The organism is Adonisia turfae CCMR0081, from assembly GCF_011009555.1.
Lineage (GTDB): Bacteria > Cyanobacteriota > Cyanobacteriia > Phormidesmidales > Phormidesmidaceae > Leptothoe > Leptothoe turfae.
The window spans coordinates 5,957,599-5,971,422 of sequence record NZ_QXHD01000004.1 but is presented as its reverse complement, the minus strand read 5'-3'; the positions used below and the strand labels follow the sequence as shown (position 1 = coordinate 5,971,422).

General features: G+C 48.3%; 9 protein-coding genes. 5 read left to right on the top strand and 4 right to left on the bottom strand.

Going from position 1 to position 13,824, the window contains the following annotated elements; translation table 11 throughout:
* Positions 1-65: 65 nt before the first annotated feature.
* Both DXZ20_RS29355 and DXZ20_RS29350 read left to right on the top strand, forming a co-directional pair.
* Positions 66-1,247, top strand: coding sequence for a DNA double-strand break repair nuclease NurA (locus DXZ20_RS29355; protein WP_163703655.1), 1,182 nt, complete (start codon positions 66-68; stop codon positions 1,245-1,247).
* Between the two features lie 376 nt (positions 1,248-1,623).
* A complete protein-coding gene (locus DXZ20_RS29350; RefSeq protein WP_163702573.1) occupies positions 1,624-2,367 on the top strand; it encodes a phycobilisome rod-core linker polypeptide in 744 nt (247 codons plus the stop codon).
* Between the two features lie 75 nt (positions 2,368-2,442).
* Here DXZ20_RS29350 and DXZ20_RS29345 read toward each other — a convergent pair whose 3' ends face one another.
* The 4 genes from DXZ20_RS29345 to groES form a co-directional block, all read right to left on the bottom strand.
* Positions 2,443-4,269, bottom strand: a complete 1,827-nt coding sequence (locus DXZ20_RS29345; protein ID WP_163702572.1) for a DUF3685 domain-containing protein — start codon at positions 4,267-4,269, stop codon at positions 2,443-2,445.
* Between the two features lie 71 nt (positions 4,270-4,340).
* Positions 4,341-6,164, bottom strand: a complete 1,824-nt coding sequence (locus DXZ20_RS29340) for a hypothetical protein (RefSeq protein WP_163702571.1) — start codon at positions 6,162-6,164, stop codon at positions 4,341-4,343.
* Between the two features lie 677 nt (positions 6,165-6,841).
* Positions 6,842-8,470, bottom strand: coding sequence for a chaperonin GroEL (gene groL, locus DXZ20_RS29335; protein WP_163662520.1), 1,629 nt, complete (start codon positions 8,468-8,470; stop codon positions 6,842-6,844).
* 205 nt (positions 8,471-8,675) lie between these two features.
* Positions 8,676-8,987, bottom strand: a complete 312-nt coding sequence (gene groES, locus DXZ20_RS29330; protein WP_006516274.1) for a co-chaperone GroES — start codon at positions 8,985-8,987, stop codon at positions 8,676-8,678.
* Positions 8,988-9,375: 388 nt separating this feature from the next.
* On the opposite strand from groES, the gene DXZ20_RS29325 reads away from it, so the two are divergent.
* From DXZ20_RS29325 to atpD, 3 genes are all read left to right on the top strand, one after another.
* A complete protein-coding gene (locus DXZ20_RS29325) occupies positions 9,376-10,809 on the top strand; it encodes a two-partner secretion domain-containing protein (protein WP_163662522.1) in 1,434 nt (477 codons plus the stop codon).
* Between the two features lie 427 nt (positions 10,810-11,236).
* Positions 11,237-12,109, top strand: coding sequence for a hypothetical protein (locus tag DXZ20_RS38355; RefSeq protein ID WP_284681697.1), 873 nt, complete (start codon positions 11,237-11,239; stop codon positions 12,107-12,109).
* Between the two features lie 185 nt (positions 12,110-12,294).
* On the top strand, positions 12,295-13,749 hold the full coding sequence (atpD, locus tag DXZ20_RS29315) for a F0F1 ATP synthase subunit beta (RefSeq protein WP_163662526.1): 1,455 nt from the start codon (positions 12,295-12,297) through the stop codon (positions 13,747-13,749).
* Positions 13,750-13,824: the final 75 nt, after the last annotated feature.

The following is a 13,824-nucleotide window of genomic DNA, read 5'->3' as shown; positions in this document are numbered from 1 at the left end:
TTCCATGGAACGTCTCTAAATAATCAACCCATGGCACAATAGCAGTACAAATGCCCTATGGTGCCATGGCCATCAAACCGTCTCAAATCCAGGCAATTCTGCAAAATAAACGCACCCATTTTGAAACCTTTGAAAAGAGGCAACAATCGAGTCTGGATATTTACCAAACGGCCTGGCAGGCATTATGCGAGACACCTAAAAAAAAGCTAGACGCCTGGCTAGCACGTCAGAATGGCACCATTGGTGCAAGGCCTTTGGCATCTCTAAGTGATACAGAGCAAGGCATTCATCGTAGTAGGCTGCAGTGGGGAAATCGAGAACACAGTCTGCAATGGGTTAATGAACACCTGCAAGGCATCACCACATTTGCCGTAGACGGTTCTCAGATTTTTCCGAGCAAGGATTTGTCCCCTCCCATTGCTCTGGTACAAATTGGCTGGTTTGAAAATCCCCATACCTCAGCAGCAGATTACACCAAAGATATTGAGCTCGATGTGATGACTCCCAGGGATTTAGAACTGGGGGATACATCAAAACCTCTAGATCGGTTGGTCAATAAACATCGATTTAGGATGGAAATTCGGCGTTTGGTGGAGTACATCGAACAGGTCAGCGATCCTGAACACTGTCTGGTGTTTTTTGATGGGGCTTTGGTCGCCACGTTTGCCGATGCCTATGAAGATGAGGATCGTAAAGAGTATGTCGAGGCTTTAATCAGCTTATTGGAGGCTAGCGAAGAATACCGTGTGCCGCTGGTGGGCTATGTAGACACTAGCTCTGCCCACGATTTGACCACATTGCTAGAGCATCATTCTGCCAGCGTCGCAGCCATTCCGAAGGTGACCGATGCTCAGCTATTGAATCGATACATGCAATGGGGTGACTGTACGCCGATTTTTCAGTGCGATCGCACCGGCATCCTTGCTGAATACAAAACCCGAGATAAAGACTACTCTGACCGCATCATATTCAGTTATCTCAAAACCAACCAGGGCCCTCCAGCCCGCCTTGAAATGCCCCGCTGGCTCCATAAAGCTGGCATTATCGACCGCGTCCTTAACTGGGTACGGGCTGAAATTATCGTTGGTGGCGGCTACCCCTACGCCATTGAAACCGCTGATCAAACGGCTGTGTTACAAACCAACGACCGCCAAATTTTCTTTCGCATCCTCCAAGACTGGGCCAGCCAAGAAGACTTACAGCTGCGCTGGTCTCGCAAAATGATGAGCAAGCTGCGTCGCCGATAAAGGTAACGGAATATTACAGCTTTTCATATTACGAGCCTCTCCCACTCAGAAACCAAATAATATATTTTGCCCGTAGATTAAATAAGTATTTTTACTTAGGCCTAACGAACTCAGCGTTTTTGTTCATATATAAAACCAAACGCTATCCATAGCATGCCTCGACGGTTAATTAGTAAATTATTTACTTTTGTTGTGTTTAATTGCGTTTCAGTACGTGTTTTTCTGACTACTCCCTTCATATCCATAGGATAAATAACGAATGGAGGACGAGAACTCCTTATATAACTGCATTTGGGTGGTCTCAATGGCTACCCTGCAGTTTTTTTTCTGGCATTGCCCATAACAAGGATTTGAAACGCAAAAGGACTTGACCCTGATGACTTTACCTTTGTTAAGCTATCCCACCAGTTGCCAAAACCAGCGTGTGAGCGGTTTTGAAATCCCCGGTGATGAGCAGCCCCGTATTTTTTCCACCGCGTTGCTACCCGATGCCCAGGAAGTTGACATTCTGATTCTTGCGGCCTACCGCCGCATTTTTAATGAGCAGCAGCTCTTAGCCTGCCATCGCGATCGCTTTTTAGAATCTCAGCTGCGTAGCTCCCAAATATCTGTACGAGAATTCATTCGTGGCCTGCTACTTTCTGAATCTTTTAGACGACTGAACTACGAGTGCAGCAACAATTATCGCTTTGTTGACATGTGTGTTCAGCGGGTGCTGGGGCGTCAGGTTTACGATCGGCGCGAAACTCTCGCCTGGTCAATTGTGCTAGCCACCGAGGGTATCCAAGGATTTGTTGACGCATTGCTAAACAGCGATGAGTACCTGGATAACTTTGGTGAAGAGACTGTGCCTTATCAGCGGCGACGCATTCTACCTCAGCAAGCCATGGGTGAAGTTCCCTTTGAACGCATGCCTCGCTACGGTAGCGATCATTTAGAACAGCTCACTGCCCTAGGTAATGACTTTTCTGCCACTGGCAGCGACTTCCTCTTTGGCGATGGTATGCCTCCCGAAGGACTGCGAAAAGTCGGTGCGGTTATTACAATCGCAGGCGCTATAGTCCTAAGCAGCGGAATCTTGGCCGTCATCCTATCCTGGTTTGGCTGGTTAAAGATCTAAGAAGTAAGTACCTGACTGCTGGAAGCTTATCGCTTCCAGCAGTCAATTCTCTCTAAAACTGAGCAGATTAAAACTCTACTCCCACTCATTAAATGTCGGTGGAGCCTGCCGTTGCCTCGTGCGACGGGTATCTTGCCAGGCACTACCAATGCCTTGCAAGATACCGCGACCCACGAGACCAATGCCGCGACCCACCACTTCAGTGAGTACATAAACTACACTGCTACCCACCAAGGAAACTAACGCTCGTACCCTTGGACTAAGGGCATCACGGGTTTCAAGCAATAAAGTCATGGCCCAGGGTAACCCTGAAAGCTGGTCTAACTCCTGGCGACGGGGGGCATAGATAGAGGAGCTGATGATACCCCTCGGTCCTAAGGTATATAAACGATACTGGCTCTCAAAGATGGCCGTTGGCTCATCGACTAAACGATTCCAGCGATAGCGCCAAGAGAGGTCATTACGAAAGCGTTCAATATCTCGAGTAGAGATAATCCGACGACTATACAATCCCTTTTTGATCGCCTCCACATCTGCCAAGCGATTAAGCAAGGGTTGCATGACTGCATTACCGATTTGGATCAGCAGGTTTTCTAAAAGTTTTTCACTATGGGCTAAAGCCTCAGGCGTGGTGGCAATATAACTCGTTCCATCTATCACCATGGCATCTTGAAATAGCCAATGGCTCAGCAGTTCTGGGACTAATGGAATGTGATTGAGGATTTCCTGTTCAACGCTATCTTTTTCTTGATACAGCACTGCCACCAGTTCTTGTTCAACACCGTTTAGAGGCACCATGTAATAGCGGCCAAAAAATTCTTCGATGGTAGCTACCCACAGATCCCGCAAAAGCTGAGGGAATTTAAAACGTAGCTGCCCTGGTTGTAGGGACGATTGCCGCAGATCATCCAATAAATCTTCAAACCGGCGAAGAACAATAAACAGCAGTTCCCGTTTTTTATCGAGGCGGAGGATGTCAATTTCCAGCGGCTCCGATGTTGTATTTTCTAAACCAGTCTGAAGCTTCGCAAAAACAGCTTCAAACACCATATTTTGAACATCACCACTGCGAAGGCTCAAAGAACTGGGCCCTGGGACAGTAATTGCTGCCGCCGCCCCGACAGAGTTGGGGCGTGGTCGTGATGCCATGGGCGCACTGGTGCGTCTCTGCAGTCTGACATTCTTTTTCACCCAACCAGCATCGGTGTATTTGTGAGTGGCCCACAGCTGCTTAGTCAACCAACGAGCTGCTTTGAGCTCACGCATTTTGCCAGTTAAAACTTGGCGCTCTAACCAGGACAGGCGGGGACGACGCAGTTCAGCTGATGTTTTGGCCAACTGTTGATCGATTTGTTCTAAACCCGACAGCCGCATGCTTAAACGCATCGCTGTCAGCGGTCCTGGAATCTGAAGCGATGATTTAGAACTGGATTCTATGGTTTTACTAGCCCCTCGACCGACTGTACGAATCAGCTGGGCGAGTTCGCGCACAGGCATACTGCGGGTACCATAACCATCGGCTCCGACCTGACGAGCAGCCGCTTCTAACACAGGCTCATCGCGAGCGCTCAGCACTAATACAGGAAGATTTGAGAACTCAGTTTTAATGGATTTACATAACTGTAATCCTGAACTGCTAACGGGCTCTGTGCTGGCATCACTGGCACCTAACCCCAAGTCTACAATGACTAAATTAATGGGTCGTTGTCCACGCAGCGTGGGGTCCGTAAATGCATTAGCTTGGGTGCGGGCATATTTCCGAATAATCCCCATGGCTTCAGATGCATTAGCCGCCTCAGCTGCAATTTGAAACCCAGGTAACTGCTCTAACCAGACCCGTAACCCCAATCGAAAGGTGGGATCTTCATCCACCAGCATTAATTGCAAGGGCCGTTCACTCATGCCGCCTGATGTCGTTTTATCGGTTTAATCAGTTCTAGTATCCCTCACAGGCCTAGGATATGGATGAATGACTATTCATGATCGGAATGGCCATCTTCTTCGTAGTAGTCATCATCTATTGGTTGCTGTAGCGACTGAATATAAGCGCGTTCAGCATCCCAAATAGAGATTGCATTTCGGGCTTCACGATATAAAGCACGACCAGAGGCAATGCGAGCAGCCAATGCGATCGCATCCGACAACCGACCTTGATAAGCTAGCTCCTCAGCTTCATCTAAAATTGGTCGATCTTCAGCAATTTGAATCCGATTAGTCCAGTTCTTAATCGAGTCCTGTGCTTGACTATACAAAGCTCGTCCTTTTTGGATCTTGCGAGCTTCCGTAATCGCATCCCGTAGCTTGCCCTTACTCGCTAAATCAAGCGCCTTGCTATAGAGGGGCTGATCCTCTAAGACCTGGATTTGCTTAGACCATTGGGCAATTTTTGTTTGAGCATCGATCCGTAGCGCTCGACCTTGTTGAATTTTTCTAGCTTCAACAATGGCCGCCTGTAAACTCGCCTTATCTCCACTGTCCGCCAGCTGCTGAGCTCGAACCAATGCAGGCCGATCTTCAATGCGTTGAATCTCTTTGGACCAATGGGATATCAAGGTTTGAGCTTGCTGACGCTGGGGTCGGTCGGTCGTAATGATCTGCGCCTGCTCTATAGCGAGCTTCAAGGAAGCCTTTTGATTAAGGTGAGCCATGAGCGTAGCTCCATAGAGCTGCTGTAGATCGCTGAGCTGTTTCGTCCATAGCTCTAACTTTGCCTGGGCATCTTGATAAAACGGACTCTCACGACCAATGTCTTGCACCGCCTGGATAGCATCCATCAAATTTAGGACATCTCCATAGGTGGGCTCCCAATCTTGCTGGAATGCGGCTAACCGCTGAGCATGGGCAAATTGAACCAAATCTTGAGCTTCTGACTTAGTGGCCAAGTCCGCTGGCACTTTTTGAATAATTGCGATCGCTCCAGCTAAATCATCCTGCTCCCACTTTTGCAATCCATAGGTCAGTAGCACATCAGCCCAGTCCGTCAATAACGGTTTAGCCTCAGGCCAGGCATGGCTTTGCACCTCAATCTGTCGGATCAAGGTCAGCGCCTCTGCCAGACTCTCCATCTGACCATCGCTAGCCAGAGTTTGTGCCTTGATTAAGGTACGACGAGCATCTTCTTCGCGTTGGATATGCTGCCCCAGATAGCGATGCCGATCTTTGAGCCAATAATCACTGGTCAAACGCTTAATGTCTCGTAGCTGCTGACGGGCACCACTCCAATTTTGATTACCCACGGCTTCTATCACCACAGCCGAAATTTCTTCACCCTTCGCCCATTCTTGCAGCCAACGCCCTGAAGCGACCTGGGCTTCTGCATAGATTTCAGCCCGAGGTGGAATATAGCCCAACAATTGGGTCGCTCGGTCTATATGCCCCTTCTGCATGCGCTGTTGTGCCAGCTTCAATAACCCCTTAGACCAACGATTAGCCACCTCTTGAGAATCTTGATAAAGAGGGTGGGTCTCATCCCAAGCAGAAATTAGCTGTATCCCAGCCACCAAATCCTGCTCAGCCCCCGATACTGCCGATTGCCTAGCACAGTAAAGTCGCTCACTGTCAGCACTAAATACAGATATTCGATCACAGTTGGGCAAAGGGGGTAAACGGGTAATCAAGGCGACCGCCCATAGACCCAGAGCACTTGATGCTACCAGCAACATCAACCACACACTTGACCAGAACCAAGCCTGTCGCCCTCTCGATTTACGTCTACCCTCAAGACTTACCAAGTCTTTCCCCGTAGAGTCTGCGGGCGATGAATTAAATTGTTGTGGATCAGTAGGCGTAGCAGTCATTAGCAACAGCGTCCCAGACAGTGCAGGCCATTAACGGATAGGTCTCCCCCGAAAAAATCGGGAAAAAATCAATGGGAAGGAACAATATCCACACTGGGTCTGACTGTTCTAACGCGAGCCGTCAGGGATGTAAATATCGCTTTTGGCTTAACTTGCTAAAGCCACCCTTTAAAAATTCATATGGATTAGCCCATCTTCAGGCTACTTGCTCCTACAAAGCATTGACTGGGTTAGCAAAGCTATCCAGCGACTAAACCAAAATTTTGCTGTCATTGTAGAGGCAATTGACTAAATTACACAGGTTTTCGGAAAAACCTTTGCTTACAATAATTTAAGTGCTCCTTCAAAATGAGTTTGCCCCGCTAAATCACCTCCAAACCATTGACTGATTGATATCCTTCAATGAGTGGCTGCATTAGTTCAGGTATGTTCCTTTAAGTGTTAAGCGGTGACAGCTCAGCCATGACTCAGACCACAACGCAGACCCAAAAATCAGTCTCTGCAATCTGCACCATCCCAGACTCCTGATGCCATGGTAGTAGTTATAGCCCCGTAGAGCGATATCGGTGCATGCCCTCAATCACCAATGACAAAAGCGGCAGGTGAGAAACACCAACCGCTTTTAGTTCACAGTTATCGACACTCAAAAGCATCGACTAATGGATTGTAGGAGCAGCTTAGTAGTCGAAGTCACCCATACCGGCACCAGCACCAGCAGCTTCCTTAGGCTCAGGCTTATCAACAACGATGCACTCAGTCGTCAATACCATCGCAGCAATAGACGCAGCATTCTGAGTCGCAGAGCGAGTTACCTTAGCAGGGTCAACAACACCAGCCTGCAACATATCCACGTATTCGTTAGTTGCTGCGTTGAAGCCAATGTTAAAGTCCTTCTCCTTGACGTGCTCAGCGACAACAGCACCGTTCTGACCAGCGTTCTCGGCAATGCGCTTGAGGGGAGAAGTCAAAGCACGGGTGACAATCAAAGCACCAGTCAGCTCTTCGCCAGTGAGATTAGCATTAGACCACTCTTCTAGACCAGGAGCCAGGTGGGCCAAAGTAGTACCACCGCCAGGAACAATACCTTCTTCAACGGCAGCCTTGGTTGCGTTGATGGCGTCTTCTAGACGCAGCTTACGGTCCTTCATCTCAGTTTCAGTCGCTGCACCAACTTTGATGACAGCAACACCACCGGAAAGCTTAGCCAGACGCTCCTGTAGCTTCTCCTTGTCGTAGCTGGAATCAGACTCTTCGATTTGACGACGAATCTGCTCGCAGCGTGCCTTCACATCGGCTTCGTTGCCTTCGGCTACCAGGGTAGTGTTGTCCTTAGTAATGGTGATGCGACGGGAGGTACCCAGCATGTCGATGCTGACACCGTCGAGCTTAAGACCCGCATCTTCAGTGATGACTTGACCACCAGTTAGAACAGCAATGTCCTCAAGCATGGCCTTACGGCGATCGCCAAAGCCAGGCGCTTTAACAGCAGCTACGTTAAGCACACCGCGCAGACGGTTAACCACAAGGGTCGCCAGGGCTTCTTTCTCGATATCTTCAGCGATAATTAGTAACGGTTTGCCGGAGCGGGCAACCTGCTCAAGCACGGGAACTAGATCCTGTACCAGGGCAATTTTCTTGTCAGTGAGCAGCAAGTAGGGGTCATCTAGAACCGCTTCCATGCGCTCAGTATCGGTGGCGAAGTAAGGGGAGATATAGCCCTTATCAAAACGCATACCTTCAGTGATCTCCAGCTCAGTCGTCATAGACTTGCCTTCTTCCAAGGAGATGACGCCTTCGCGGCCAACTTTCTCCATGGCTTCAGCAATCATTTTGCCGACTTCTTCATCGTTACCAGCGGAGATAGTACCTACCTGGGCAATGGAAGTAGAGTCACCAACGGGCTGGGCTTTCTCGGCAATCCGCTCTACGAGGTAAGCAGTTGCTTTCTCGACACCGCGCTTGAGTGCGATCGCATTTGCACCAGCCGCCACGTTACGCAAACCTTCCTTAACAATGGCGTGAGCCAATACGGTTGCAGTGGTAGTTCCGTCACCAGCCGCATCGTTAGTCTTAGAAGCTGCCTGACGAATCAGAGCAACACCTGTATTTTCAATGTTGTCCTCTAGTTCAATTTCCTTAGCGATGGTGACACCATCGTTAACGATTTGAGGAGAGCCAAATTTCTTTTCAAGAACGACGTTACGTCCCTTGGGGCCAAGGGTAACAGCAACGGCCTCAGCCAAAGTATCCATGCCTTTTTCCAAGGCACGACGAGCATTCTCGTTATATATGATGCGCTTAGCCATGAATCAACCTATGTTTCAGAACGTTTGAGAGGGATCTGGGGTGGGTACAAGAAGCAAGCTTCTTTGAGTTTGCATTTTTGAGTTTTGGGCTCTTAGTCAAGGCTTTTAGGCTTTATGTCACCCACCAAAAAGTCAACTACCTCTGACTTTTTGGAATACCTTTAATTCAAAATTCAAAACTTAAAACTCATAACTGAGCTGGTGCTTAGCCAACGACTGCAAGGATATCCTTCTCAGAAAGCAATACGTAGTCTTCACCACCCAGCTTGATATCAGTGCCTGCATACTTGGAATAGAGGACCTTGTTACCAACCTCTACATCGGGAGCTTGACGGCTGCCGTCATCGCCACGCTTACCAGGACCCACTGCAGTAATTTCGCCAACCTGGGGCTTTTCCTTAGCGGTATCAGGTAGCAAAATGCCGCCAGCTGTCTTCTCTTCAGATGCGCTGACCTTGATCAGAACGCGATCACCTAGGGGAGTGACACTTGAAACACTCAAAGAAATGGCTGCCATAGTTTTCTCCGAACTTTGATAGATCAATCATTCGGCAATTGCACCAAGGCGATATCAGTTCGCCTGAGCAGTCCCTTTTTCCAACTGAAGGATCTGATAGGGAAAGGAGCCGCAACCTGAACACGGTTTAGCACTCTCTATTGCCGAGTGCTAATTTATCGCTTGAAGAGAAGCGATCGCAACAGATAGAGGGGTACGGGTTCCCGAACTTAGTGATTCCTCAAAACTCCTAGCAAACTTTATGGTTTCAACACAGTGATCTTCACAGCTGCTTCAGGTTGTATTAAAAATTCCTCGTATTATTTAAATGAATGGGTGCCATCTGTAGTTCTTGATACATTTTCACCTAGTGCATATGCTGACACGTTGTCTAGCAATTGCTAGTCCCATGAATTTCAAATTTTCCCTGCTCTTAAATGCCCTGCCACTATGGATAATCGGTCTACAGGGAGTAGCTTCTGCACAGGTCTCACCATCATCAGAAGCATCCGTTACAGCACCAACCCATATCCAACCAGCAACGTCCGACACAAGCGTTGTTAGGCAGTCTAATCATCAGCTCAATATTTTAGGTGGGCAGTCTTCAGGCGGGGTTGAGCCTAATTTAGTTCATCAGTTTCACCAGTTTGATGTAGGTTCTGACAATGCCGCCAACTTCATCGTTGCCCCAGATGTTGCCAACGTCATCAGCCTGATCAACAGCACTCAGCCTTCAGCTATCGATGGCTTACTCCAAATCACTAGCGATGATCCAAACCTGCCAAGCAACGCCAATCTTTTTCTAGTCAACCCGGCGGGCATTATTTTTGGGCAAGATGTCACCCTGAACCTGCCTGCAAATCTGACTGCTACCACAAGTTCCGGTCTTTTATTTAACGATAGATATCTCCTATCTGTAGATGGATCCATTAGTGAAATAGCTCTCTCAGACCACCAATCTGAGCACCATTCAGGAACACCCAGCATTAGGAATCTCGTTGGTAACCCTAATGGCTATCTACTATTCACAGGATCAACCAGTTCAGAAATATCAGCCCCATTCTCCACCGCACTGCCTACAGGTAGCATCGAAAACCAAGGCACCCTTCAAGTCCCTCCCCAAGCATCCATCACCTTAATTGGCCAATACATTCAAAATGACGGCAATTTGACTGCCCCCGGTGGCAATGTCAATCTAGTCGCGGCCTCTGGAGACAACCTTCTGAGACTCACCCAACCAGGTAATATTCTCGGCCTGGAGGTAATTCCGGCCGACACTCTCCAAACCATCGCTTCTACTGAAGCACAGTCCGCCATAACCCTATTACCAGCCGCGAATCTAGCGGAAATGCTGACCGGTGGTGAAGATAATAATGCAACTCAACTCGCAATCACTGCTGACGGTGCTTTTGTCTTAAACAACACCCCACCCCTAACACCAACCGCAGGCACAGTTTTAATTCGCGGCACTGTGGATATTTCCGACAGCGCCATACCTGCCCCCAATAGACTCCCAGGTCAGGTCAATATCCTTGGAGATCAGATCAACCTCATTGGAGGCAGCATCTATGCCAATGCCGTCGACCAAGCAGGCACCATCTCTATCGGTGGCATGCCCGTTGTAGATACCTTCAGTGCTACCTATGTCTTAATTGACCGTAGCTCTGAGCTTTCTGTCGACTCATCAGAGGCCAACGGGGGTGTTATTAACGTATGGGCTAGTGACACTGTTCGTTTCTATGGTGAAGCAACCGCAGATGGGGCCTCATCAGATTTAGATGGTGACATATCAATTAATGCAGGCAACTCACTGGATGTGCGTCGACCAGCCGTCAGCCGATAAACACATTGCTACAGCAGCCCGACCCACTCAATCAGTTCAGCAATTGAATACACCACATAGCGGTGTCGTTAGTTTAACGACCCGCTTTTTTTAGCAAGCAGATCCGTCAAAAACAGACTCCATCAAGCATGCATCATATCCGTAATACCACCTGAATTCAACCAAGATTGATGTGTATTTTTCATAAAGCTTACGTACTTTCAAGGAGCTTCTCAAGAAAAAGTGTCACTCTGGAAAAACCCCTAAAAATAAAGTTTAAAGAGACTATACCCCCCTCAACAAAATCTCTTCGAAACATCAATGGTGCGCCATAGAATCAGTATTTTTTGATACTCGGCAACCAAAAGTATCGTATTGCCCAAATCCTGAAACTTTACCCATGCGAATACCTTTTACTTTTGCTCCACAAGTTGGTGCAGCAAGCCTTTTGAGTATCGGATTATTAGCACTTGGTGGTGACGCCTCTGAAGCCGCTTGCCTACCGGGACGTTGTAGTCAAAATGGCCTCATATTTAGCGAAGCATCAGCCAAATTTAGAATCACGAATGTGACCGGCAGAGGTACCCATAACAACCCATTTGTGGTCTACCAAGATGTATGGGGCCTAGACATCTCTTTGGCCGTCAGCAATTTACCCAATGCTCCACAGCATTCAGTTTTTAATCGGCCAGGCTTTGCAATTAGTATTGTGTCGCGCAACCTGACAGGGGCATTCTGGCGGTTTTATGACCATGAATTGCAAGAGACGGCAGGGTACGCCAGTGGCGAAAACGATGGCCTATCCTTTGCCCAAGCTATAGGTCCTGTTCGTCCTTACACATCTAGTCACTATCAAAGAGCTGACGAAATTACGGATGTACGCGACTTTATTAACTTCTATCGGGGGAATGGAGTAAACCCAGGCGAAACGGTCCGCTTTAACTACTTCATTACCGATACGATTCCCAATCAGCGGTTCTATATCAGACAGCGTCCCGACTACCGGACCAACGCCACACAGACACCCGTCATTTCACCACAACGCCCTAAGACTCAGCCAACCAACCCCAGACCTATCAAAGCTCCCCAACCCATTCTGAAAAGACCTCAGCCAGTTACGCCAGCACCGGTTATACCAGCACCGGTTACACCAGCGCCAGCTGTGCCACCTCAACCTGGTGTTTCACCACCCAAGGTTCTCGCCCCCCAAGCCCAACCTGTGACCTTACCTCAAGCAGTTCCTGAACCATCAACGGTCATTATGGGCGTGTTAGCTCTGCTATTTAGTAAATCAATAGACCAGCGTAAGTCACCAAATTAACCAAACCTATTGTCTTGGAGCAGCACAAATACAATCTTGGTGAAAACGCAAAAGAACCCCGACTATAGCAAATACCAGTGCCATGGGTGATACATCTAGTGATAATCTTTTACATGGCACTTTGAAAGTAAAAATAAAATTAAAAGTCGCCGCAGTAGCTAATACCCTTAGGATAAGGCGCAAGCATGGTCACCACTGCAGAGAAAACAAATACTGGCTATATCACTCAGATTATTGGCCCTGTTGTAGACGTTAAGTTCCCCGCTGGCGAGCTGCCCAGCATTTATAACGCCCTCAAGATTGAAGGCACTAACCCCGCTGGTCAGGCTGTTTCTGTTACTTGTGAGGTACAGCAGCTACTAGGAGACAGCCAGGTAAGAGCCGTAGCGATGCGTTCTACCGACGGATTGGTACGGGGAATGGAGGTCACTGACTTGGGTGCACCTATCAACGTACCTGTTGGCCCTCCCACGTTGGGTCGCATCTTTAACGTTCTTGGTGAGCCCGTGGATGAGAAGGGTGATGTGGATATGTCCACCACACTGCCCATTCACCGAGCTGCTCCCAAGCTAACTGAATTGGAGACAAAGCCCTCAGTATTTGAAACGGGTATTAAAGTTATTGATCTCTTAGCACCTTATCGTAAGGGTGGTAAGACCGGCCTCTTTGGTGGTGCTGGTGTGGGTAAAACCGTATTGATTCAGGAGCTGATCAATAACATCGCTCTACAGCACGGTGGTGTTTCTGTGTTCGCTGGTGTAGGTGAGCGTACTCGAGAAGGAAACGACCTGTACAACGAATTTATTGATTCTGGTGTAATTAACGCTGATGACCTGGGGCAGTCCAAAGTTGCTCTAGTGTACGGCCAGATGAATGAACCCCCTGGTGCTCGTATGCGTGTGGCGTTGTCTGCGCTAACGATGGCTGAGTACTTCCGTGATGTTAATAAACAGGATGTTCTACTGTTCGTCGATAACATCTTCCGTTTTGTACAGGCCGGTTCTGAGGTATCTGCCCTGCTAGGTCGTATGCCTTCTGCGGTAGGTTACCAGCCCACTCTGGGTACTGATATGGGTGACCTTCAGGAGCGCATTACCTCTACTCTGGAGGGTTCTATTACTTCTATTCAAGCAGTTTACGTTCCTGCGGACGACCTGACTGATCCTGCACCTGCAACTACATTTGCTCACTTGGATGCGACCACTGTACTTTCTCGTGCATTGGCTTCTAAGGGTATCTATCCCGCTGTGGATCCTCTGGATTCTACATCCACTATGCTCCAGCCTGACGTTGTTGGTGGTGAGCACTACACAACTGCTCGTGCAGTTCAATCTATCCTGCAGCGTTATAAGGAACTACAGGACATCATTGCCATTTTGGGTCTAGATGAGCTTTCTGAAGATGATCGTCTCGCGGTTGCCCGCGCTCGTAAGATTGAGAAGTTTCTTTCTCAACCTTTCTTTGTAGCGGAAATCTTTACTGGTCTGGCTGGTAAGTACGTTAGTCTTGAGGACACCATTAAGGGCTTCAACATGATTCTCTCTGGTGAGCTGGATGATATTCCTGAGCAGGCTTTCTACCTCAAGGGTGGCATTGATGAAGTAATTGAGACTGCTGAAAAGATGAAGGCTGAGAGCTAAGCAGTCGCTTATTTCTTGTGGCACAGATTACAGCTTTGTGAGTGGTGAGTTGCGAGTTTGCCCTGAGCTTGTCTA